23 protein-coding genes, 1 other RNA gene and 1 riboswitch are annotated in these 22,906 nt (G+C 66.3%); of the genes, 12 read left to right on the top strand and 12 right to left on the bottom strand.

Features of this window, described 5'->3' with window-relative positions; translation table 11 throughout:
* Position 1: 1 nt before the first annotated feature.
* Complete coding sequence (gene lptF / locus BLV45_RS08340) at positions 2-1,102, bottom strand: LPS export ABC transporter permease LptF (protein ID WP_090531710.1); 1,101 nt, start codon at positions 1,100-1,102, stop codon at positions 2-4.
* A 137-nt stretch (positions 1,103-1,239) separates the two neighbouring features.
* Here lptF and BLV45_RS08335 point away from each other — a divergent pair, with 137 nt between their 5' ends.
* From BLV45_RS08335 to BLV45_RS08325, 3 genes are all read left to right on the top strand, one after another.
* Positions 1,240-2,751: a leucyl aminopeptidase gene (locus BLV45_RS08335; RefSeq protein WP_090531708.1), complete on the top strand. Its 1,512-nt coding sequence runs from the start codon at positions 1,240-1,242 to the stop codon at positions 2,749-2,751.
* A gap of 49 nt (positions 2,752-2,800) precedes the next feature.
* Entirely contained in the window at positions 2,801-3,217 is a 417-nt protein-coding gene (locus BLV45_RS08330) for a DNA polymerase III subunit chi (protein ID WP_090531706.1), read from the top strand.
* Positions 3,218-3,296: 79 nt separating this feature from the next.
* Positions 3,297-3,893 carry a DUF2486 family protein gene (locus BLV45_RS08325; protein WP_090531704.1) on the top strand — a complete coding sequence of 199 codons (597 nt, stop codon included), beginning with the start codon at positions 3,297-3,299 and terminating at the stop codon, positions 3,891-3,893.
* 55 nt (positions 3,894-3,948) lie between these two features.
* On the opposite strand, the gene BLV45_RS08320 is transcribed toward BLV45_RS08325, so the two are convergent.
* Positions 3,949-4,281 (bottom strand): c-type cytochrome, encoded by a 333-nt coding sequence (locus tag BLV45_RS08320; protein ID WP_090531701.1) that lies wholly within the window; start codon positions 4,279-4,281, stop codon positions 3,949-3,951.
* Between the two features lie 154 nt (positions 4,282-4,435).
* Positions 4,436-6,109 carry a dihydroxy-acid dehydratase gene (gene ilvD / locus BLV45_RS08315; protein WP_090531698.1) on the bottom strand — a complete coding sequence of 558 codons (1,674 nt, stop codon included), beginning with the start codon at positions 6,107-6,109 and terminating at the stop codon, positions 4,436-4,438.
* Positions 6,110-6,290: 181 nt separating this feature from the next.
* On the opposite strand from ilvD, the gene BLV45_RS08310 reads away from it, so the two are divergent.
* Together BLV45_RS08310 and lgt are read left to right on the top strand one after the other, a co-directional pair.
* The gene (locus BLV45_RS08310) at positions 6,291-7,358 is read left to right on the top strand and encodes a LysR family transcriptional regulator (protein WP_090531695.1); all 1,068 of its coding nucleotides are present in this window, start codon (positions 6,291-6,293) and stop codon (positions 7,356-7,358) included.
* Positions 7,359-7,393: 35 nt separating this feature from the next.
* On the top strand, positions 7,394-8,293 hold the full coding sequence (gene lgt / locus BLV45_RS08305; RefSeq protein WP_090531693.1) for a prolipoprotein diacylglyceryl transferase: 900 nt from the start codon (positions 7,394-7,396) through the stop codon (positions 8,291-8,293).
* Positions 8,294-8,380: 87 nt separating this feature from the next.
* On the opposite strand, the gene BLV45_RS08300 is transcribed toward lgt, so the two are convergent.
* The 5 genes from BLV45_RS08300 to BLV45_RS08280 form a co-directional block, all read right to left on the bottom strand.
* Positions 8,381-9,103, bottom strand: coding sequence for an SIMPL domain-containing protein (locus BLV45_RS08300; RefSeq protein ID WP_090531691.1), 723 nt, complete (start codon positions 9,101-9,103; stop codon positions 8,381-8,383).
* A 180-nt stretch (positions 9,104-9,283) separates the two neighbouring features.
* The gene (locus BLV45_RS08295; RefSeq protein ID WP_090531689.1) at positions 9,284-9,742 is read right to left on the bottom strand and encodes an EVE domain-containing protein; all 459 of its coding nucleotides are present in this window, start codon (positions 9,740-9,742) and stop codon (positions 9,284-9,286) included.
* Positions 9,743-9,826: 84 nt separating this feature from the next.
* Positions 9,827-10,008: non-coding RNA, 6S RNA (gene ssrS / locus BLV45_RS28310), on the bottom strand.
* Between the two features lie 126 nt (positions 10,009-10,134).
* Positions 10,135-10,449 carry a cell division protein ZapA gene (locus BLV45_RS08285; protein WP_090531685.1) on the bottom strand — a complete coding sequence of 105 codons (315 nt, stop codon included), beginning with the start codon at positions 10,447-10,449 and terminating at the stop codon, positions 10,135-10,137.
* Entirely contained in the window at positions 10,446-10,826 is a 381-nt protein-coding gene (locus BLV45_RS08280) for an ATPase (RefSeq protein ID WP_090531682.1), read from the bottom strand. The genes BLV45_RS08285 and BLV45_RS08280 overlap by 4 nt, the downstream gene beginning before the upstream one ends.
* A gap of 188 nt (positions 10,827-11,014) precedes the next feature.
* Positions 11,015-11,260: riboswitch (cobalamin riboswitch) on the top strand.
* 100 nt (positions 11,261-11,360) lie between these two features.
* Here BLV45_RS08280 and BLV45_RS08275 point away from each other — a divergent pair.
* From BLV45_RS08275 to cobC, 6 genes are read left to right on the top strand one after another with little or no spacing between them, the layout of a single operon-like run.
* Entirely contained in the window at positions 11,361-13,298 is a 1,938-nt protein-coding gene (locus BLV45_RS08275; RefSeq protein ID WP_090531679.1) for a TonB-dependent receptor domain-containing protein, read from the top strand.
* 36 nt (positions 13,299-13,334) lie between these two features.
* Positions 13,335-14,417, top strand: a complete 1,083-nt coding sequence (locus BLV45_RS08270) for a FecCD family ABC transporter permease (RefSeq protein ID WP_407670985.1) — start codon at positions 13,335-13,337, stop codon at positions 14,415-14,417.
* A complete protein-coding gene (locus BLV45_RS08265; RefSeq protein ID WP_090531677.1) occupies positions 14,414-15,250 on the top strand; it encodes an ABC transporter ATP-binding protein in 837 nt (278 codons plus the stop codon). Before BLV45_RS08270 ends, BLV45_RS08265 begins: the two co-directional genes overlap by 4 nt.
* The gene (gene cobT, locus BLV45_RS08260; protein ID WP_090531675.1) at positions 15,247-16,302 is read left to right on the top strand and encodes a nicotinate-nucleotide--dimethylbenzimidazole phosphoribosyltransferase; all 1,056 of its coding nucleotides are present in this window, start codon (positions 15,247-15,249) and stop codon (positions 16,300-16,302) included. The genes BLV45_RS08265 and cobT overlap by 4 nt, the downstream gene beginning before the upstream one ends.
* Before the next feature lie 25 nt (positions 16,303-16,327).
* Positions 16,328-17,086, top strand: coding sequence for an adenosylcobinamide-GDP ribazoletransferase (locus BLV45_RS08255; protein WP_090531673.1), 759 nt, complete (start codon positions 16,328-16,330; stop codon positions 17,084-17,086).
* A complete protein-coding gene (gene cobC / locus BLV45_RS08250; RefSeq protein WP_090531671.1) occupies positions 17,071-17,652 on the top strand; it encodes an alpha-ribazole phosphatase in 582 nt (193 codons plus the stop codon). Before BLV45_RS08255 ends, cobC begins: the two co-directional genes overlap by 16 nt.
* Before the next feature lie 42 nt (positions 17,653-17,694).
* Here cobC and BLV45_RS08245 read toward each other — a convergent pair whose 3' ends face one another.
* Genes BLV45_RS08245 through cobU form a run of 4 tightly spaced genes read right to left on the bottom strand, consistent with a single transcriptional unit; the run spans position 17,695 to position 21,116 of the window.
* A complete protein-coding gene (locus tag BLV45_RS08245; protein WP_090531669.1) occupies positions 17,695-18,609 on the bottom strand; it encodes a cobalamin-binding protein in 915 nt (304 codons plus the stop codon).
* Positions 18,606-19,640: a threonine-phosphate decarboxylase CobD gene (gene cobD / locus BLV45_RS08240; RefSeq protein WP_090531668.1), complete on the bottom strand. Its 1,035-nt coding sequence runs from the start codon at positions 19,638-19,640 to the stop codon at positions 18,606-18,608. The genes BLV45_RS08245 and cobD overlap by 4 nt, the downstream gene beginning before the upstream one ends.
* The gene (cbiB, locus tag BLV45_RS08235; protein ID WP_090531666.1) at positions 19,633-20,571 is read right to left on the bottom strand and encodes an adenosylcobinamide-phosphate synthase CbiB; all 939 of its coding nucleotides are present in this window, start codon (positions 20,569-20,571) and stop codon (positions 19,633-19,635) included. Before cbiB ends, cobD begins: the two co-directional genes overlap by 8 nt.
* On the bottom strand, positions 20,568-21,116 hold the full coding sequence (cobU, locus tag BLV45_RS08230) for a bifunctional adenosylcobinamide kinase/adenosylcobinamide-phosphate guanylyltransferase (RefSeq protein ID WP_090531664.1): 549 nt from the start codon (positions 21,114-21,116) through the stop codon (positions 20,568-20,570). The genes cbiB and cobU overlap by 4 nt, the downstream gene beginning before the upstream one ends.
* 185 nt (positions 21,117-21,301) lie before the next feature.
* Here cobU and BLV45_RS08225 point away from each other — a divergent pair, with 185 nt between their 5' ends.
* Positions 21,302-22,774 (top strand): cobyric acid synthase, encoded by a 1,473-nt coding sequence (locus BLV45_RS08225; protein ID WP_176954127.1) that lies wholly within the window; start codon positions 21,302-21,304, stop codon positions 22,772-22,774.
* Positions 22,775-22,906 lie beyond the last annotated feature (132 nt).

Raw genomic sequence — 22,906 nt, 5'->3', positions numbered from 1 at the left:
GTCAGGCCCCCTGCGACGGACGTTGGAACATCGCCCGCGTGAACAGCGGACGGTTGCGCACGCGCAGCCAGAACAGGAAGACGACAATCGCCGCCACGACGACGTGCAGCCCGATGATCCCGACACCAAACGAAAGCTTGCCCTGCTCGATCCAGGATTGCACCACGTTCAGCAGATTCGAATACGTCAGATAAATCAGCACCGCCATCACCAGATTGATCGTGCGGCTGCGTCGCGGATTCTGGTGCGCAAGCGGAATCGCCAGCAACATCAGGTTGATCGCGATCAGCGGCAGCCCGGCGCGCCACGCGAATTCCGCCAGGTTATCGTTCGTCGGATTGCGCAACAGGTCGAGCGTCGGCGTGCCGGTTGTCGTGGGTGTGCTCACCACGGGCTGGCTCTGGATCTTCACGCCGTAACGCTCGAATTCCATGATGCGGAAATCCGGATGACCCGGCTCGCCGTCGTAACGCCGGCCGTTTTCCAGCACGACAAAGCGGTCGCCGTTCTTCTGCGTTTCGGTATGGCCGTTCTTCGACACGATCACGCTGACCTTGCCGTTTTCGGTGCTCGTCACAAAGACGTTCTCGACGTGGCCCTGGTCGGGTGACATCTTCTCGATGAAGAACACGCGGTGGCTCGCCGGCGATTCGCGGAACTGGCCCGGCGCCAGCATCGACACTTCATCGCGCTGCTGGAAACGCGCGCGGATCAGCTTGCTCTGCTGGTTCGACCACGGCCAGCCGACGAACACGAAGAACATGATGAGAATGACGATCGGCGTCGAAAACACGGCGATCGGCTTGATGAGGCGCGTGAGGCTCACGCCCGACGCGTGCCACACCACCATTTCGGAATCTTTGTACCAGCGCGTGAGGACGAACAGGATCGACACGAAAAGCGTCGCGACGAGCATGATCGCCAGGTAGCCGATCACGGTGAGACCGATCAGGACCAGGACGTCGCGCGGATCGATCTCGCCCGACGCGGCAAAGCCGACGATGCGGATCATCATCGTCGTCAGCACTAGCGTCAGCAGAACCATGAACACGGCACCAGCCGTATACGCGAGTTCGCGCTGGAGGGAGCGTTCGAAGATCATTGTTGATGAAGAGAGGGCGTGCCCGGGAAGTCGCCCGGGTTGATTGCCGTAACGCCTTCCTTGCAGCCGCCGCAGGAAAAATAGCGGATAATTGCGGCTTTCATCCTAAGCCCAGATTTTATCCGAGGACAAGCGCGATGGACTTTAGCATAAAAGCCTGTGATTGGAGCAAAGGCTCGTCAAACGGGTTCCTGACCGGAAAATCCGATTGCATCGTGATCGGCGTGTTCGAGTCGCAGACGCTTTCAGGTGCCGCTCTCGAAATCGACGTGGCAACCAAAGGTCTCCTCACCCGCATCATCAAGGCGGGCGACATGGACGGCAAGAGCGGCGCCACGCTGTTCCTGCACGAAGTTTCAGGCATCGGCGCTTCCCGCGTGCTGCTCGTCGGTCTCGGCAAACAGGATGTGTTCACGCAGAAAGCCTACGGCGACGCCGTGCGCGCCGCATGGCGCGCGCTCCTCACCACGAAGGTCGTGCAGGTCACGTTCACGCTCGCGCAACTGCCGGTGCAGGAACGCACGAGCGACTGGAACGTGCGCGCCGCCATCCTCGCGCTGCGCGAACAGACCTACCGTTTCACGCAGATGAAGAGCAAACCCGATAACAGCGTGCGGGCGCTCAGGCGCATCGTCTTCAGCGTCGACACCGTCGACGAAAAAGCCGCGAAGCTCGCCGCGAAGCAGGGCGCCGCGCTCGCCAACGGCATGGACCTCACGCGCGACCTCGGCAATCTGCCGGGCAACGTCTGCACGCCGGGCTACCTCGCGAACACCGCGAAAAAGCTCGCGAAAGACTGGAAGCTGAAGGTCGAGGTGCTGGGCGAGAAACAGGCCGAGGCGCTCAAGATGGGCTCGTTCCTGTCGGTCACGCGCGGCTCGGTCGAGCCGGCCCAGTTCATCGTGCTGCAGTACCAGGGCGGTGCCGCGAAAGCCGCGCCGGTCGTGCTGGTCGGCAAGGGCGTGACGTTCGACACGGGCGGCATTTCGCTCAAGCCCGGCGAAAGCATGGACGAAATGAAGTACGACATGTGCGGCGCGGGTTCGGTGCTCGGCACGTTGCGCGCGGTCGCGGAAATGGGCCTGAAGATCAACGTCGTCGGCATCATTCCGGCCGTTGAAAACATGCCGTCGGCGACGGCGACGAAGCCGGGCGACATCGTCACCAGCATGTCGGGTCTCACGATCGAAGTGCTGAACACGGACGCCGAGGGCCGCCTCATCCTGTGCGACGCGCTCACGTACGCGAAGCGCTTCAAGCCGGCAGCCGTGATCGATATCGCCACGCTGACGGGCGCCTGCATCATCGCGCTCGGCCATCACAACAGCGGTCTCTTCTCGAAGGACGACGCGCTCGCGGGCGAGCTGCTGGACGCATCGAAGGAAGCATCCGACCCGGCGTGGCGTCTGCCGCTCGACGACGAGTACCAGGATCAGCTGAAATCGAATTTCGCGGACATCGCGAACATCGGCGGCCGTCCGGCGGGCAGCGTGACGGCAGCGTGCTTCCTGTCGCGCTTCACCGAGGGCTATCCGTGGGCCCACCTCGACATCGCCGGCACGGCATGGAAGAGCGGCGCGGCGAAGGGCGCGACAGGCCGTCCAGTGCCGCTCCTCGCGCAGTTCCTGATCGACCGCGCGGCGCAATGACGCTTCGCGGCACGAGCGTGGGTACACGTGTGGCAGTGCGGAGCGGGGCATGACGCGGATCGACTTCCACTCGAACGTCGGCGACGCGCTGCAGTACGCGTGCCGCCTGCTGCGCAAGGCGTATCAGGCGGGCCAGCCGACGGTCGTACTGGCCGACGCCGCGCGGCTGCGCGTCCTCGACGAACAGCTGTGGACGTTCTCGCCGCTCGATTTCGTGCCGCACTGCATGGCCGGCAGCGCGCTCGCCGCCACCACGCCGATCGTGCTCACGACGGATCTCGACGATGCGCCGCACCATCAGGTGCTGCTGAACCTGGGTGCCGGCGTGCCGGCACAGTTCGCGCGGTTCGAACGGCTGCTCGAAGTGGTCGGCAACGCGCCCGATGAACTGGCGGCCGGTCGGGAACGCTATCGCTTTTACCGCGATCGCGGCTATCCTCTGAACAACTACAAGCAGGGCGGCTGAGTTCTGCGTTCGACGCAGGTACGCGGCGCCCCGGCTTCGACCCATATCGGCTCGCCCGATCCATCGACGGAGTGTATTCGTGTCCCATTCCAGCGACAGCAAAGACAGCCCCGACGAGGCGATTCCGCTTCTGACCGACGTGCTCGTCACCGGCAGTCCCACGCGGAGCCATCACGTGCCGGCACCGGCCGCGCCGGTCGATACGGCCGAGGACGTGCCGGTGCTGGAAGACGTATTCGAGGCCCCCACGCCGAAGGCCCCGGCGCCCGCGCACGCACCTGAAGCAGTGACTGCCGCGCCGGCTGCACCGGTTGTTCCGGCCGCGGAGCCCGTTACGCCGCCCGAAGCCGTTGCCGCCCCGCCCACGATGGCCGCTGCCGCCTCGGCGGTGCCAGCGCAACCGGCTGCCTCGCTCCATACGCCCGAAGCGCCCGAAGCACCCCGCGCAGCCGCCCCCAACGCCGATGCGCTCGCGGAGCACCTGCGCGGGAAGTTCACGGCTTACCTTCGCGGACCGGGACAGGAAGTGATCGAGGAACGCTGTCGCGCGGCGATGCAGGTCCACGCGACGTGGCTCGTCGGCCAGATCGCGAAGGAGGTGGGCGCGGTGCTCGAAGCGCAGATGAGCAACTGGGTGCGCGAAGCGGTGGAAGAAGAGCGCAGACGTCAGTCCTGAACGTGACCTGCTGCGCGGCCATTGAAAACGCCGCTGGACGCGAGGCGCAACTGGCTTACTTCAGCGAAAGGATCCAGGTGGCGAGCGCCACGGCCTGATCGGGTGAAAGCTGCGTATTGGCGGGCATCGACACCGGCCCCCAGACGCCCGTGCTCCCGTCGATGATCTTGTGCGACAGATAGGTCACCGCATTGCTGCGCGTCGCGTAGCGGGTCGCCACGTCGTGCAGCGCCGGCCCCATGAGCGGCCGGTTCACCGAGTGGCAGCTCATGCAGTTCTGCGCCCTCGCGAGGGCGAGGCCGCCGCCAGGCGGTTCCTGTGCATGTGCCGTCGCGCCGACTGCCAGTGCGCCCGCAAACGCCATTGCTGCATACGACTTCCGATTCATTCTGGTCTCCGCCGGTGCGTGTGCCGGACTTTAGATTGACTTCTTGTCGACGCATTATAAAAGCAAAGGGGCACACGACTCGTCGTGTGCCCCTTTGTGCTGCGTGAAGCCTTTCCCGGCTGGGCCTCGCGGCATCAGCCTTCGCGTTCCCGCATCAGCCCGTAATCGCGCCCTTGTTGGCCGGCAGCGCGAGCGCGGCATACTTCGCCAGCACGCCGCGCGTGTAACGCGGCTTCGGTTGCCGCCATGCCGCGCGGCGGCGCTCCAGTTCGGCCGCCCCGACGTTCAGCTCGAGCAGCAGCCGGTGCGCATCGATCGTGATCGAATCGCCTTCCTGCACGAGACCGATCGTGCCGCCCGCGAACGCTTCCGGTGCGACGTGGCCGACCACCATGCCCCACGTGCCGCCCGAGAAGCGGCCGTCCGTGATCAGGCCGACGGATTCGCCGAGGCCCTTGCCGATCAGCGCGGAAGTGGGCGCGAGCATTTCCGGCATGCCAGGGCCGCCCTTCGGCCCGAGATAACGCAGCACCAGCACGTCGCCCGGCTTGATCCTGTCGGCGAGGATGGCTTCCATCGCGCTCTGCTCGTCGTCGAACACGCGCGCCGGGCCCGTGATCACCGGGTTCTTCAGCCCGGTGATCTTCGCGACCGCGCCTTCCGGTGCGAGGTTGCCCTTCAGGATCGCGAGATGGCCTTCCCTGTACAGCGCCTTGTCGATCGGAAAGATCACCTTCTGGTCGGCGCGCGGCTTCGACGGCACGTCCTTCAGTTCTTCCGCCATCGTCTTGCCCGTGATCGTCATGCAGTCGCCGTGCAGCAGACCCGCGTCCAGCAGGATCTTCATGACCTGCGGAATGCCGCCCGCCTTGTGCAGGTCCGTCGCCACGTACTGGCCCGACGGCTTCAGGTCGCAGATCACCGGCACTTTCTTGCGCATGCGCTCGAAGTCGTCGATGGTCCATTCCACTTCGGCGGCGTGCGCGATCGCGAGGAAGTGCAGCACGGCGTTCGTCGAACCGCCGGTCGCCATGATCACGGCCACGGCGTTTTCGATCGATTTCTTCGTGATGATGTCGCGCGGCTTCAGGTCCTTCTTTACCGCTTCGACCAGCACGCGTGCGGATTCGGCGGCCGAACCGACCTTTTCGTCGTCGGGGTTAGCCATCGTCGACGAATACAGCAGCGACATGCCGAGCGCCTCGAACGACGAGCTCATCGTGTTGGCGGTGTACATGCCGCCGCACGAACCCGACGACGGGCACGCGTTCTTTTCGATGCCCTCGAAATCGTCCTGCGACATGCGCCCGGCCGTGAATTCGCCGACGGCCTCGAACGACGACACGATCGTCAGATCCTTGCCCTTCCAGTTGCCCGGGCGGATCGTGCCGCCGTAGACGTAGATGCCCGGCACGTTGACGCGCGCCAGCGCGATCATGCCGCCCGGCATGTTCTTGTCGCAGCCGCCGATCACGACCACGCCGTCCATCCACTGGCCCTGCACGCAGGTTTCGATGCAGTCCGAGATCACTTCGCGCGACACGAGCGAGTACTTCATGCCCTCGGTGCCCATCGACATGCCGTCCGAAATGGTCGGCGTGCCGAAAATCTGAGGGTTCGCGTCGGACAGCCTGACGGCCTTCACCGCAGCGTCGGCGAGACGCTGCAGGCCGGAATTGCACGGCGTGATGGTCGAGTGGCCGTTTGCGATGCCGATCATCGGCTTGTCGAAATCGGCTTTCTCGTAGCCGAGCGCGTAATACATCGACCGGTTTGGCGCGCGTGCGACGCCCTCTGTGATGTTCTTCGAACGACGGTTGTACGCCATGGGGAGCTCCGTGTTGTCCTGTCCGTGAATCGCGCCCGGAGTGCTGTGTGTTGTTGGGGAACGCCGCTGTCCGGGAGGTGCAGGGCGGGGGTTTTCAGCACGTCGTGCAAGAATGCAGTGTATCGAGGCACGTGTCCAATATACTATTCGGGCTTGATCAGGTCGGAAAAAGTATCAGTCGATGCAAGCCGTCACCCCGGATCTGCGCCAGTTGCGCTACTTTATCGCCGTCGCCGAAGAGAAGCACTTTGGGCGCGCGGCCGCGCGCCTGTCGATGACGCAGCCGCCGCTCTCGCAGGCCATCCGCGCGCTGGAAGACACCCTCGGCGTCGAGCTGTTCGCGCGCACCAAACGGTCCGTCGAGCTCACGCAGGTGGGCGCCGACCTGCTGCCGGAGGTGCGCCGCCTGCTGGCGAGCGCCGAGGGGCTGCGCCCGCTCGCGCAGGGCCTCGCGCGCGGCGAGGCGGGCGTGCTGTCGCTCGCGTTTGTTTCGACGGCGGATTACGGCCTGTTGCCGCACCTGCTGCGCGATTTCGGCGCACGGCACCCGCGCGTGCGCCTGCAACTCGCCGAAGCGACGAGCGACGTGCAGATCGACGAACTCGTCGCGGGCCGCGTGGATGCGGGGCTCGTGATCGCGCCGCTGCCGCCGCGCCACCTCGCGCAGCTGTCGTGGCTGCCGATCGCGCGCGAGTCGCTGGTGATCGCGATGTCGTCGGAGGTCGCGGCGCGGGTCGACACACATTCCGGCGAAGACTGGCGCGACACGCCTGTCAGCCTGCGCGACGTCGCCGATGTGCCGCTCGTGATCTTCCCAAGGCGTTTCGCGCCAGGCTTTTATGACATCATTATGGATTGCTACGGCGTCGCGGGCCTCACGCCGCGCATCGGCCAGGAAGCCATCCAGATGCAGACGATCGTAAGCCTCGTGTCGGCTGGCATGGGCGTCGCACTGGTGCCGCAATCGCTGCGTAACCTGCGGCGCACCGGCGTCGTCTACCGTCCGTTGCGCGAATCGGTGCCCGCCATCGAGACCGGCCTCGTCTGGCGCACGGGCGAGGTGAGCCCGGTGCTCGCGGGCTTTATCGACATCGTGCGCGCCTATGTGGCGAACCTTGCGGCGTCCGGGGCGTCTGAGCGGACGGGACCGAAATCGAAACCACAATCGAAGCCGAAACCGAAACCACAGGCGCAGCCCGCGTCAACGTCATCGGCGAAGCCGGTGTCAACCCGTGCGCGCAGGCGCTGATCCAGAACCCGCAGTTGAACCACCCATAAAAACACATGCTCATTCACCCCAATCTCGATCCCGTTGCCATCCATCTGGGACCGCTCGCGGTGCGCTGGTACGGCCTGATGTACCTCGTGGCGTTCATTGCGGCCATCGTCGTCGGCCGCCTGCGGTTGCGGCTGCCGCACGTGGCGGCGCAGGGCTGGACCGCGAAGGACATCGACGACATGCTGTTCTACGGCGTGCTCGGTACGATTCTCGGCGGCCGGATCGGCTACGTGCTGTTCTACAAGGCAAGCTGGTATTTCGCGCATCCGCTCGACGTCTTCAAGGTCTGGGAAGGCGGCATGTCGTTTCACGGCGGCTTTCTCGGCGTGACGCTCGCGATGGCGCTCTTCGCGTGGCAGCGCAAGCGCACGTGGCTGCAGGTGACCGACTTCGTCGCGCCGATGGTGCCGACGGGGCTCGCCGCCGGGCGTCTTGGCAACTTCATCAACGGCGAACTGTGGGGGCGCGTGACGGACCCGACGTCGCCGTGGGCCATGTTGTTTCCCAGCGCGGCCAACGAAGATGCGGGCTGGATGGCGGCGCATCCGGATCTCACGTCGCGCTGGCATCTCGCCGATGTGTACGCGCACTATCACATGCTGCCGCGTCATCCGTCGCAGCTGTACGAGATCGCGCTGGAAGGCGTCGCGCTCTTCCTCGTGCTGTGGTTCTTCACGCGCAAGCCGCGGCCGGTGGGTGCGGCGTCCGCGGTGTTCCTGATCGGTTATGGCCTCGCGCGCTTCACCGTCGAGTTCGCGCGCGAGCCGGACGATTTCCTCGGATTGCTGGCGCTCGGGCTTTCGATGGGGCAGTGGCTGTCGCTGCCGATGGTGATCGCGGGCGTGCTCATGCTGCTGTGGGCGTACCGCCGCGGTCGCCGCCAGCCGGCGGTGGGCGCGAACTGACCGGCACGCTTCTGCCTGACCCTGAAGCTTGAAATGGAAACGCCCCGGCATGCCGGGGCGTTTCACATGGTGGGTGTGCGCGCCGCGTTACTTCATCTGCACGGAGCCCGACACGTTGACGGTCACGGTCGACGTCCCGCCTTCGAGCGGCATCGGCGCGGCGGCCTTCGCATCGGCGCGGGCGCTCATCATCATCATCGGACGCGGCATCACGCCGGTGCGCCCGACGTTGACTTCGCGAATCGTATAGCTGCTGTAGCCGAACGCTTCAGCCGACGATTTCGCCTGCTGCCGGAACGATGCGATCGCCTGGCCGGTCAGCTTCTGTTCGGCGGCGCGCTGCGCTTCCGGCGACAGCGAGAACGACACGTTGCCGACCTGCATCACCGAAGACAGTTGCCCCGCGAGCTTCGATGCAGCGGCGAAGTCGTGCGATTCGAGCTGCACCTCCGTGCGGCCACGCCACGCGGAAATGCGCCCGTCACGATCGGTGGAAGGATAGATCGAGAACGAACCGGTGCGCGCCGTCACGCCCGCGACGCCTTTCGCCTTTTGCAGCGCCGAATCGGCGCGCTGGTTCAGCGTGCTGGTGAGCGAGCCGGGATCGGCCGCTTCCTGCTCGTAGAAGAGCGTGATGTTGACGACATCCTGCGGCACGTCGGCGCTGGCCTGTGCGGACAGCGACAGCACGCCCGACGGCGGATTCTGCACGACCGTCTGGGCCAGGGCGGTGGCGGGCGCGAGCGAGAGTGCGAGCGGCGTGGCGGACGCCAGCGCGAAGGCGACAGCGAGTGCGGTTTTTCGGGTCATTTTGATGAGTTCCTTCTTGAGCGGGTTGCACGCGAAGGGTTCGGCGCCGGTGCGCCATCCAGTGCCTTCACGGCCGCGTCATGCCGCGAACGGGCACGACGCTTGCGGAACTGTTAGGCGTCTGTCAGGCGATACGGTTCCCGCGGGCAATATCCGATTACACAAATCGTGCGGGCACGCTCACGCCAGATGCTTCGTGATGAAGCGCCATTCGGCTTCGGTGACGGGTGTGATCGACAGCCGGTTGCCTTTCGCCAGCACGCGCATGTCCGCGAGTTCGGGATGCTCGCGCAGCGTCGCGAGCGGAATCAACGCGATCTTCTGCTTGAAGACGACATCGACGAGCGTCCAGCGCGGCGTTTCGTGATCCGATTTCGGATCGTAGTACGGGCTTTTCCTGTCGAACTGCGTGGGATCGGGGTAGGGCGTCGATGCGACCGCCGCGATGCCCGCAATGCCAGGCTCCGGGCAGCTCGAATGGTAGAAGAGCACCCCGTCGCCGACCTGCATCGTGTCGCGCATGAAGTTGCGCGCCTGATAGTTGCGCACGCCTGTCCACGGTAACGTGTGATGCGGCGCCTCTGCGAGGTGATCGATGCTTGCTTCGTCCGGTTCGGACTTCATCAGCCAGTAGCGCATGAGTCGATATGAACGTTGAAGTAGAGAGAGGAAAGCAGGGGCACAAATGAAAACGGCACCGGACGAGTGTCCGATGCCGTTGAATAGGTCCCCGCCATAGCCGCTAGGCCGGCATCCTGAACCGGGGGTTCAGAATTGGTCGCAGTTAGCCGCACTTCGGGTACATCAGACAGAGTGACGCGCACGCCCGTGCTGCAAATTTCCACAACCGTGCACATGGCATTGGTTCAAGGAATATATGACCTTGGCAAACCAGGCAGGGAAGGTAAAACGAGGTGAATCCAGACGCGCCACGACCTCATGAGTACATTGCGCCGAACTCGAAGAGCGGTCACATGACCGGACTTTAAAAACATTGACTACAAAATGTGTACCGCGCCGGCACTGCAATTTCAATGCACGCCGTACTGCTGGATGACTGCGCCCAGCTGCTCGTTCATTGAATGCATTGTACGCCGGATTTCCTCAGCGGGAAAAGATTCTCCGTGCCGCACGCTAGCCTGCAGCTTAAGCAGTTCCGATGCCAGCGACAGCGCGGCCATCACTGCAATACGGTCCTGGCCGCGCACGTTGCTGCCCGAACGGATCTTCGACATTTCGGCATCGACGCGTGCCACGGCTTCGAGCAGCGCGCCTTCGGTTTCCGGCGAACAGGCGAGACGATACGGCTGGCCGAGAATCGAGACTTCGATCTGCTTCGTGGTCATGCATTTTCTCCGTGGCGGGTGACTTCGCGGCCGGCTTCCCCGGCTTCCTCCTCGTGATCCTCGCGATCGTTCTGAGGGGGAGCGAGCAGGTCGAGCTGGTTGTCCGGCTCGGCATGCGATCGCGCGCGCGGGAGTTTTTCGAGGATGGCGTTCAGGCGGACCTGTGCGTCGTCGATCTTCGACGAGAGCGTGTCGCGTTCCGCCTGCAGCGCGTTGCGCGCTTCGCGGATCTGCTCGAGTTCAACGCGCGTGGCCTCGCATTCCGCGCGCGCCTGGGCGAGTTGCTCTTCGAGCGCGCGGCGCGCCTCGTGATGACGCTGGCTGATTTCGATCAGCCGGCCAATATTCTGTGAAAGTGTTTCGAGTTCGTTGAGCATGTGCTGCGTCCTCTAAAGACACGGCATTCTAGCGCGGAATGTCGCAGGTTCCGACAATTGTCTCGTTTCCAGACGTAACAACCTCGCTTTATGCGAGTTTTATGCCTGCAAAACGCGGGAATCGCACAAATCGGCGCGCACGCGAATTGCAGTGAGCGCCGCTTTCTTGACGCTAAAGCGGGCCGCTCCTACACTTGCGGCACTTTGGTGCCCGCGCGCATTTTCATGTCGCGCGGTTAAACGGGAAACAGGGCGCGCGGCATTGCGATCGCGCCAACCTGTGCTGCCCCCGCAACGGTAAGCGACCGCGTTATTTCCCGCAAGTCGATCCGATACGCGCCGTCAAAAGCGCGCTGTGCCACTGCGCATTCATGCGTGGGAAGGCGGATCGACGCGTCGCCAGCCCGGATACCGGCCAGAGGGAAGGGCGTCGTTCGCGCGCGGCAGCTGTCTGTCTCGCGACGCGCGGTCGTCCTGTCACGCAATGACCTGCGGGGAAGCAGGCCGCGTACCCCAGCTACAGGAATTCACCGGATGTCCACGCACATCGCCCGCGCGGCGCTGCTCGCCCTGACCGGCCTGCCGCTTGCCGCACTGGCCCAGTCCGCCCAGACGGACGACACACCCGCATCCACGCACCCGGTCGCGCAGACGTCGGCACAGGACGCCACGGCGTCCACGCCCGCAGCCCCATCCGCGCCGGAACCGGCGAAGGCGACGCTCGCGCCCATCGTGGTCACCGCCGCGCGCGGACCGCAATCGCTCGCGGACGCCATTCCGCAGACGACCCAATTTGACCAGCAGGACATCGCCGATACGACCGCACGCGATCTGCCAGGCCTGCTGCAGCTCGCGCCGGGCGCGCAGGTCGTGCGCAACGGCGGTCCGGGCTCGCCGGCGAGCCTCTTTTTGCGGGGCGCCTCGGCGCAGCAGTCGCTCGTGCTGATCGACGGCGTGCGCGTCGATTCCGTGAGCCTCGGCAACGCGCAGATCGAGCAGCTTCCGCTCGACCAGATCGATCACGTCGAGGTGGTGAACGGCAACGTGTCGGCGCTGTACGGATCGGGCGCGGTCGGCGGCGTCGTGCAGGTGTTTACGAAGAGTGGCGGCAACCATCCGCCGCGCTTCAATTTTTCCGTCGAATACGGCAGCTATCACACGCAACGGCAGCAGGCGGGCGTCGACGGCGCGCTCGACAGCGAGGGCAAGACGACCTTCAGCGTTTCGATCGCGCGCGCGAAGGACGACGGCTTTTCGTCGATCAACCCCGCGCTTGCGCCGGTCAATCCGAACGCGAACGGCTATCTGAACGAAAGTGTCTCGGCGTCCTTGCGCCATCGCTTCAACGATAAATGGGACGTGGGCGTGCGTTACCTCCAGTCGAACGGCAACGACAGCTTCGACAATCCGTACGGCGCGCCGACCGATCTCAACAACATGTACAGCAAGGTCCAGCTCGCTTCGGCGTTCGCCAACGGACGCGTGACCGACTGGTGGACGACGCACGTGATCGTCGCCGCCGGCAACGACCGCAGCAACACTGCGCTGAACGGCGTCTACACGGATCACTTCGACACCGACAACCGCCAGTACACGTGGCAGAACGATTTCACGTTCGCGCCGCGGCAAAAGCTCCAGCTGGGCTACGAACATCTCGACCAGCGCCTCGATTCGAACGACTACGGCGCGCCCGACCGTCATGTGAATTCGGGCTTTGCGGGTTATACGGGACGCTTTGGCGGCAGCCAGTTCCAGGTACACGTGCGGCGCGACCAGTACTCCGATTTCGGCGGCGCGAACAGTTACTATCTCGGCTACGGATACGATGTCACGGAGCACTGGAAGGTGACTGCAAGCTGGTCGGACGCGTTCCGTGCGCCGACTTTCAACGACCTGTACTACCCGTTTAGCGGCAATCCGTCGATCAAGCCGGAACACAGCCACTCGGTCGAGGCGGCGTTGCAGTACGCGTCGAGCGCGCTGGGCGTGCTGAAGCTCACGGCGTTCGAGACGCGCTACACGAACCTGATCGAATATCAGCAGATGAGCCCGGGTGTGTTCGTCGCGCAGAACGTGGGGCGCGCGAAAGTGCAGGGCGTCGAGGGATCATGGAGCGGTCATGTCGGCAGGACGGACGTGCGCGCGGCGCTCACGTTCCAGAATCCCGTCGACGAAGACACGAACACCGACCTGAACCGTCGCGCGCGACACTTCGCTTCGTTTTCCGCGAATCGCGACATCGGCGGCTGGCGCGTGGGCGGCGAGTGGCTCGTGAGCGGCGAGCGTGACGACAGCGGTGCGACGCTCGGCGGCTATGGCGTCGTGAACCTCTCGGCGCGCTACGCGATCACGAAGTCGTGGTACGTGGCCGCGCAGATCCAGAATCTCTTCGACAAGGACTATGAACTGGCCTACACGTACAACACGCCGCGACGCGGCGCGTATCTCACGCTCGGCTGGCAGCAGCAGTGAGACGTCTTGCACGAGCGGTTCGCGGGGTGAGCCGGCATGCCGTCTGAGCGCGTCGCGATGAACCGCGCGGCGATGCGTCCCGCCACCAGCATGAGCGCGCGACGCGCCCTCGCGATCTGGTGCGGGCTCGCCGTGCTCGCGTTGCTCGTGTTCGTGGCGTCGCTCGCGTTGGGCAGCGTCGCGCTTGGGCCGTTGCGCGTCGTTGGCGCGTTGATGCCCTGGCATCCGGGCACGGCTGCTTCGCTGGGTTCGTCGTCGCCGGACCTGGCCATCGAGATCGTGCGCACGCTGCGTCTGCCCCGCGCGCTGGCCGGCTTCGCGTGCGGCGCGCTGCTCGCGGTCGCGGGCGCGCTGCTTCAGGTGTTGCTGCGCAATCCGCTCGCCGAGCCGTATGTGCTCGGCGTCTCGGGTGGCGCCGCGAGCTTCGCGCTCGTCGCGATGATCATCGGATACGCGTGGTGGATCGTAGACGCCAGCGCGTTTGCCGGCGCGTTCGCGTCGATCCTGCTGGTGCTCGGTCTCGCGCGACGCGAGTTGTGGCGTGGCGAGCCGCAGGATGCGTCGCCGCGTCTCCTGCTGACGGGCGCGGTGATCGCGGCGGGCTGGGGCGCGGTCATCACGTTGCTGCTGAGCGTCGCGCCCGAGAGCCGTCTGCGCGGCATGCTGTTCTGGCTGACCGGTGACCTCAACGGCGGCGGCATGCCGTGGGTCGCGCTCTGCGCGCTCGTCGTCGCGCTGACGGCGATCGTGCCGGCCGCCGCGCAGCTGAACGTGCTGCTGCGCGGCGATGCAGCCGCCCAGGCACTCGGCGTGCCGGTCATGCGCCTGCGGCTGCGCGTGTATCTCGTCGCGTCGCTCGCGGCGGCTGCCGCAGTGACGACGGGCGGCACGATTGGCTTTGTCGGCCTCGTCGTGCCGCATATGCTGCGGCTCGCATTCGGCAACGACCAGCGCATGCTGCTGCCCGCCGCCGCGCTTGCGGGCGGTCTCGCCGTGATGGCCGCCGATCTCGTCGCGCGGACGGTCATCGCGCCCGCGCAGTTGCCGGTCGGCGTGATCACCGCGCTCGCGGGCGTGCCGGTGTTCCTCTGGATGCTGTTACACAGGCGGCGAGGATGAACGCACACGCTTTCGCCGCTTCGACACTGGCCGCGCAACGCGTCACGCTGCGCGCCGGTACACGCACGTTACTCGACGATTTCACGCACACGTTTCATCCGGGCGAGGTGTGGTGCATCGCGGGTCCGAACGGCGCCGGAAAGACCACGCTGATTTCCGCGCTCGCCGGTTTGCTCGAACCCGCGAGCGGTCACGTCGAACTCGATGGCCTGCATGTCACGACATGGTCGCCCGCGAAGCTCGCGCGGCGTCGTGCGCTGATGCCGCAAGGCGAGCGCGACGCGTTCAGCGCGAGTGTCCTCGAGATCGTGATGCTCAACCGTTTCCCGCATCTCGATGGCTGGGGCTGGGAGCGTGCTGAAGATCGCGCGGCGGCGCATGCCGCGCTCGACACGCTCGGCCTCGCGTCGCTCAAGGCGCGCGACGTGCTGTCGCTGTCGGGCGGCGAGCGCCAGCGCGTGGCGCTCGCGGCGGTGCTGTGTCAGGACGCGCCGCTGTTGCTGCTCGACGAACCGCTTTCACATCTCGACCTGCATCATCAGATCGACTGTCTCGAAGCGCTGACGAAGTGGGTGCAGCCATCGGCGCATTCGCCACGCAGCGTGATTTTCTCGTGTCACGACCTCAACCTGGCGCGCCGCTTTGCCACGCATGCGTTGCTGCTCGACGGAAACGGCACGGCCCACGCGGGCCCGGTCCGCGACGTGCTCACGCCGACGCTCGCGAGCCGCGCGTTTGGTTATCCGCTTGTCCTGATCCGCGACGGTGAACACGAAGCGCTGATCCCGTCGACGCAACGCGACCTCTCTCATTCTTCAAACAGACAACCATGATTTCATCCACACCCGCGCTTCCCGTTGTCGAACCGCTCGAACAGACGTTGCGCGCGGAACTGCAGCGCATCATCGATACGAAGACGAAGCCGCCCGGCAGCCTCGGTCGCCTCGAAAGCCTCGCGCGTCAGATGGGCATGATCCAGCGCACGACGCGTCCTGTGATCGAGCGCCCCGTGATGATTGTCTTCGCGGGCGATCACGGTATCGCGCACGAAGGCGTGAGCCCGTACCCGCAGGCGGTGACGGCGCAGATGGTGGCGAATTTCCTCGCGGGCGGCGCGGCGATCAATGCGCTGAGCCGCGTCGCGGGTCTCACGCTCGAAATCGTCAACGCGGGGGTGGCGACGCCGTTGCCGTCCTCTGACCTGCTCGTCGATATTCCGGTGGCGCGTGGCACACGCAACTTCGCGCATGAACCCGCGATGACCCATGACCAGGCGTTCGCCGCGCTGCACGCGGGCGCCGAACGCGTGTACGCGCATGCGGCGCTCGGCACCAACGTGATCGGCTTTGGCGAGATGGGGATCGCGAATACTTCCGCGGCGGCGTGCATCATGAGCCGTCTGGGCGGCGTGCCGGTCGCGGATTGCGTCGGGCGTGGCACGGGACTCGACGACGCCGGCCTCGCGAAAAAGCGCGACATCCTGACTGCCGCGCTCGCCGCGCATCCGGATACCGAAACCGCGATCGATGTGCTTGCAACCTTCGGCGGTTTCGAAATCGCGATGATGGCCGGTGCGTTCATGGCCGCGGCGCAGGTGCGCATGACGATCCTCGTCGACGGCTTCATCGCGACGTCGGCGTTGCTGGTGGCGCGGGCACTGGCGCCGGCTGTCGTCGATTACTGCGTGTTCGCGCATGCGTCGAACGAAATCGGTCATCGGCGCATGCTCGATCTGTTCGATGCGCAGCCACTGCTCGCGCTCGACCTGCGGCTCGGCGAAGGCACGGGCGCCGCGCTCGCGTTGCCGCTGTTGCGCGCCGCGGTCGCGTTCGTCAACGAGATGGCGAGCTTCGAATCAGCAGGCGTCGCGAACCGCGACGCCTGAACCCGACGCACAGAACCGCGCCAACATGAATCCGCTTGCCGAACTGCGTTACTTCTTCACCGCGCTTGGCTATTTCACGCGCGTGCCGGTGCCGCGCTGGGTCGGCTACGAGCCGCACTATCTGAACGCGGCGGCCCGCTATTTTCCGCTGGTGGGCGCGCTCGTCGGCGCGCTCGGCGCGGTGGTGTATCTGGCGGCGCTGCGCGTGTTTCCCGTGGGCGTGGCCGTGCTGCTTTCGATGGCGGCGACGCTCCTCGTCACCGGCGCGTTCCATGAAGACGGTCTCGCGGATTGCATCGACGCGTTCGGTGGCGGCTATACGCGCGACGACGTGCTGCGGATCATGCACGACTCGCGCATCGGTGCATTCGGCGCGATCGCGCTGGTGGTCGCGCTCGCGCTCAAATGGCAGACGCTCGCCGCGTTGCCGCCGCTGCGCGCCGCGTGGCTGATGATCGCGGCGCACGCGGCAAGCCGCGCGTGCGCGATCAGCTACCTCGCGACGCTCGATTACGTGCGCGCCGAAGGCAAGGCGAAGCCGGTCGCGCAGCGCATCGGCGCGTTCGCGCTGATGCTGGCGGGTGTGTTCGGCGTGCCCTGGCTCTTCTGGCCGGACTGGCGCGCCGGGTGTGTCGCGGTCGTCGTGCTGCTCGTGCTGCGCTTCGCGCTCGGCCGTTACTTCGTGCGACGCATCGGCGGATATACCGGCGATTGTCTCGGGTTCGCGCAGCAGGTCTTCGAAATCGCGATCTATCTGACGGGGCTTGCGTGGATCTCGTACTGATCCGTCATCCGGCGGTCGCGATCGATGCGGGCGTCTGTTATGGGCGCAGCGATGTGGCGCTTGCCGACGCGCCCCTCGCAAGCGTGGCCGCGCTTGAAGGGAAGCTGAAACTACCCGCGCCGGATGTCGTGTGGTCGAGCCCGCTGACGCGATGTCGCTCGATTGCAGAACCGTGGGCCGCGCAATGGGCCCGCCAGGTTTCCGTCGATCCCCGCTTGCAGGAGATGGACTTCGGCGCCTGGGAGCAGCAGCGGTGGGACGACATCGATCGCGCGTTACTCGACGACTGGGCCGCCGATCTGCATCACGCACGCGCACACGGCGGCGAAAGCGTCGCGCAGTTCGGCGCGCGCGTGGCGACATGGTTCGATGAGCGGCAGACCGAAGCCGGCGATGGGTGCGCGCACGTCGTCACGCACGCGGGCGTGATACGTGTGCTGGCTTCGCTCGCACTTCGCGTGCCGCTTGAACAGACGCTCTTGTGGTCGATCGATTTTGCCGGCGTGGTGTGGCTGCGGCGGCGCGAGCCAGGTGTCGCGTGGACGCTCGTGCGCTGGAACGCGTGAGCGCATCCACGCTGCTGGCAAAAAGCTGGCAGAAGGCGCGCATTAACGCCCCTTTCCCGCCCGATGCAAACGCGCCGTCTCCAGATCCTGGCAGAGCAGCGCCGCGCCTTGCGCGATGCGCGGCGCGGGACGGTTGATCAGGTCGCCATCGATGGCAAAGAGGTTGTCGTGCGCGACGGCATCGAGCGCCGGCCACGCGCGCCATGTGTCGAGCTGGGGCAACGGCCGGTCGGGCGCCGTCGCGCCGGGCGATGCGGTCACGATCGCTTCCGGATTGGCGGCGAGCACGGCTTCGGTCGACACGGTCGGCACGAGCGGTTCGAGTTTCGCGAACACATTGCGCCCGCCGCATAGCGCGATCATTTCGCTGATCAGATGCGTGCCGTTGAGCGTCATCAACGGCTGATCCCAGACCTGATAGAACACGCTCACGGGCGGCCTCGCCGCGTAACGCGCGCGCAGTCGCGCGATGCTGTCGCGATACGCGCTCGCGGCGGCATCCGCGACCGGCGACGTGCCGAGCAGCGCGCCGAGCTTCGTCAGCGTGACGGCGATGTCGTCGAGATGATGCGGCTCGCTGAAGTAGAGCGGAATGTGCAGGTCGCGCAGACGGTCCAGCTGACGCTGCGCATTGCCATGGCGCCACACGACGATCAGATCCGGCTTCAGCGCGACGATACGTTCGAGATCGAGCGCCTTGTTGTCGCCGACGCGCGGCAGCAGTTTCGCCTCGGGCGGATAGTCGCTGTACGTCACCGCGCCGACGACTTTCGCGCCGCCACCCGCCGCATACAGCAACTCGGTGACGTGAGGCGCGAGGCTGATCACGCGTTGCGCGGGCGCGGCGAGCGTGACGGGGGCGCCGGAATCGTCGGTGACGGTGATCGCGAACGCGCTTGCTGAAAACGCGCAGGCCGCCAGGGCGGCAAGGATAACCAGAACGAGGCGCTGCTTCATCGATCGTGGGAGGTGGAGAGGGGCGTGGTATCGATCGCGTGCATGCTGTCCTTCAAGCCCTGTTCGAGACGCGACCATTGCGCATCCGTTGCGGGCAGACCGAAGCGCACGCTCGCCGGTGCGGGAAAAAAGCGCGTCCAGATTCCGCGCTGCGCGAGCGCGCGATGCAGCGCCGCGGCGCGCGCGTCCGGTGTCCACGCGAAGAGCGGCGTGCGGCTAAGCGGCAGCTGGTACGCGTCGAGGAGCGCGGCGAGGCGCGCGCTATCCTCATCGAGTCGCGCGCGCATCGCGTGTTGCCATCCGGTGTCGTTGAATGCCGCCGTGACGGCGTGGCGCGCGGGGCCGCTCACGGTCCACGCGCCAAGCACTTCGCGCAGTGGCGCGAGCACTGCGGGCACGGCCAGCACGAAGCCCGCGCGCACGCCGGCCAGTCCAAAGAACTTGCCGGGCGAACGGAACACGACAAGACCCGCGCGATCCGTCGCCCCGGCAAGCGAGCCGGACGGCATCGTGTCGGCAAACGCCTCGTCGACGATCAACGTGCCGCCGCGCGCCGACAGTTGCGCGTGCCATCGATACAGCGTCGCGGCGCTCACGTGTTGCGCAGTCGGATTGTTCGGATTGACGACCACGGCATGCGTCATTGCGTCGGGCAGCGTGGCAGCGGCCACGTCGAGCGGCATCACGCGATGGCCGGCGCGTTCGAACGCCGGCGCGTATTCGCCATACGTCAGCGGCGCGATGCCGACCGCGCCCTGCGGCAACAGCGCCGGCAGCGCGCGGATCGCGGCCTGACTGCCCGCGACCGGCAGCACGTGCGCGGCATCCGGCGCGCCGTAGTAGCGCGCGGCGCACGCGGCGTAGCCGTCGCCTTCGTCGGGCAGACGTCGCCATGCATCGGCGGGTACCGGCGGCACCGGATAACCATGCGGATTGATGCCGGTCGACAGATCGAGCCAGTCTTCGTACGGGATACCGTGGCGGCGCGCCGCTTCGTGCAGGTTGCCGCCGTGAACGATGGCGTCAGACATCGAACGGCAGACCCAGAAGCGCCAGCACGATCAGCACGGCGAGCCACAGGAACACGCTGCGCTCGACGAGCGTCAGCGCCGCCATCACATGCTGCGCGGTCGCGGTGTGGCCCATGCCGAGCGTCGGACGTTGCTCGATCGCGCCGTGATACACCGCTGGTCCGCCAAGCTGCACGTTCAGGCTGCCCGCACCCGACGCCATGACCGGCCCGGCGTTCGGACTGTCCCAGCGCGGCGCCTGTTCGCGCCAGCAGCGCAGCGCGTTGCGCGTATCGCCGAGCAGCGCATAACTCGCGGCGGTGAGACGCGCGGGAATCCAGTTGAGCACGTCGTCGAAGCGGGCGGCGGCCCAGCCGAAACGCAGATAGCGCGGCGTGCGGTAACCCCACATCGCATCGAGCGTGTTGGCAAGACGAAACGTCAGTGCGCCCGGGCCGCCCAATAGCGCGAACCAGAAGAGCGCGCCGAAGATCGCATCGTTGCCGTTTTCGAGCGCCGATTCGACGGCGGCCCGCGAGAGCGCGGCTTCGTCGGCATGGGCAGTTTCGCGCGACACGATGCGCGAGGTCAGCACGCGCGCCTGCGCCAGGTCGCGCCTGACGAGCGCGCGCGCGATCGGTGCGATGTGATCGTGCAGGCTGCGCGCGCCGAGCGCGAACCACAGCAGCGCGACGTGCAGCGCACACGCATACAGGAACGGCAGTATGGCGACGAGCCACGCTGCAATCACAACCGGCGGCGCCACCACGAGGAGCCACGCGACGATGCCCATCAGCCGCGCGCGCACGCCCGTGTTCAGGCGCGTTTCGATCGCGGCGGCGAGCTTGCCGAACGCGACGAGCGGATGCGCGGTCCGCGGCTCGCCAATCCAGCGGTCGACGATCACCGAGGCCGTCGCGAGCGTGGCGATGAGCGGCATCGTGAGCGTCATGCGGTGGCCGGTGTCTTGAGCACGAGCGGCAGGCCCGCGACCATCATCGTGACCTGCGGACACAACGCGGCGACGCGCTGGTTCAGGCGGCCGAGTTCGTCGACGTAAAGGCGCGTCGCCGCGCCCAGCGGCACGACGCCCAGCCCGATTTCATTGCTGACGACGATGATCTTGCCGCGCGCCGAAACCAGCGCCGCCTCGAACGCGGGCAGCAGCGTGTGCAGTTCGCCGGCAGGCGGTGTGTCGTCGGGCGGGCAGAGGAGATTGGCGAGCCACAGCGTCAGGCAGTCGATCAGGATGCAGTGGCCGGGCGCATCGATTGCGGCGACTGCGCCCGCGAGATCGACCGGCGCCTCGTGCAGCTTCCAGTGCGACGGACGCTGTTCGCGATGATGCGCGACGCGTTCAGCGAATTCGTCGTCCGCGATGCGCGCGGTGGCGATATAGGTGACCGGAAAGCCGCTTTCGCTGGCGAGCCGTTCGGCATGGAGGCTCTTGCCCGAACGGGCGCCGCCGAGGACGAAGGTGAGGTCGCGTGGAATCATCGCGTGATTGTACCGGCGTGTTCCCTCGCGGGCGATAATGCGGGTTCCTCCTGCCGCCGCCCTGCGACTCTTTCGTGACGACTTCTTCATTGCCCCCGTCTTCCTCGAACCTTTCCGCATCTTTGCCCGATCGGCACGCGCATGAAAACGCGCATGAAAACGTCCGCGTGCCGCGCGGCACGCTGATGATCCAGGGCACGACATCCGACGCGGGCAAGAGTACGCTCGTCGCGGGGCTGTGCCGGCTGGCGCGTCGCGCGGGCGTGAAGGTCGCGCCGTTCAAGCCGCAGAACATGGCGCTCAACAGCGCGGTGACGGTCGATGGCGGCGAGATCGGACGCGCGCAGGCGCTGCAGGCGGTGGCCGCCGGCATCGACGCGCACACCGACCTGAACCCCGTGCTGCTCAAGCCGACGAGCGACCGCGGCGCGCAGGTGATCATCCACGGCAAGGCGCGCATGAATCTCGACGCGCGAGCGTATCACGACTACAAGCCGGTCGCGTTCGAAGCCGTGCTGGCATCGTATGCGCGCCTGCAGGCGGCGTACGACACGATCTTCGTCGAAGGCGCGGGCAGTCCGGCCGAAGTGAACCTGCGCGATCGCGACATCGCGAACATGGGCTTCGCCGAGGCCGTGGACTGCCCGGTCGTGCTGGTCGCGGATATCGATCGCGGCGGCGTGTTCGCGCATCTGACGGGCACGCTCGCTTGCCTCTCGCCAGGCGAGCAGGCGCGGGTGCGCGGTTTCATCATCAACCGGTTTCGCGGCGACATCGGCCTGCTGAAGCCCGGGCTCGACTGGCTCGAAGCCAGGACTGGCAAGCCGGTGCTCGGCGTCGTGCCGTATCTGCACGGCCTCACGCTCGACGCCGAGGACATGCTGCCGCGTGACCCGCACGCCGCCCATGCGGCCGATGGCGCGGCTGTGTTGCGGGTGGTCGTGCCGGCGTTGCCGCATATCAGCAACCACACCGATTTCGACGCGCTGCGCGCCCATCCGCAAGTGGAATTCAGCTACGTGCGCACCGGCACGGCGCCGCCACCGGCGGACCTCGTGATTCTGCCTGGCTCGAAGAACGTGCAGGCCGATCTCGCCTGGCTGCGCAGCCAGGGCTGGGAGGACGCGTTGCGTCGCCATCTGCGTTACGGGGGGCACGTGATTGGCATCTGCGGCGGCATGCAGATGCTCGGGCACGAAGTGGCGGACCCGCAGGGCGTCGAAGGCGCGCCGGGGAGCGTCGCCGGCCTCGGCTGGCTCGATTATTCGACGACACTCACACAGGCCAAGACGCTGAAGAACGTGACGGGCCGCCTCGCGCTGGGCGATCCGGTTCCGGTGAAGGGATACGAGATCCACATGGGCGAGACGGAAGGACCGGCGCTCGCGCGGCCGGCGTTGCAGCTAAACGTCGATAGAACTGAAACGACGGCGACGCGCCCCGACGGCGCGATTTCCGCCGATGGACAGATTTTCGCCACCTACCTGCACGGGCTCTTCGATACGCCGGAGGCGTGCAGCGCGATGCTCGCGTGGGCCGGTCTCGCCGACGCGCGGCATCTGGCCTATCCCGCGCTGCGCGAGGCGTCGCTCGACCGCCTTGCCGACACCCTGGCGGCGCATCTCGATCTGCCGAAGCTGTTCGGCGCGATCCGCTGAAAAAACGGATTAACACCTGAGAGGAAATAATCTAAGCCTTTCTGGTGGTTTTTCATCCTCATGGGTTCGAATACAGTCTGCTCCATCGATGGCGCGCCTCGCGCCGTCTGTTCAACCCTTGAGGAGCCGGAC

It is taken from the genome of Paraburkholderia sartisoli, from assembly GCF_900107685.1.
In the GTDB taxonomy this organism is placed as follows: domain Bacteria; phylum Pseudomonadota; class Gammaproteobacteria; order Burkholderiales; family Burkholderiaceae; genus Paraburkholderia; species Paraburkholderia sartisoli.
This window is presented reverse-complemented; position numbering and strand designations above follow the sequence as displayed.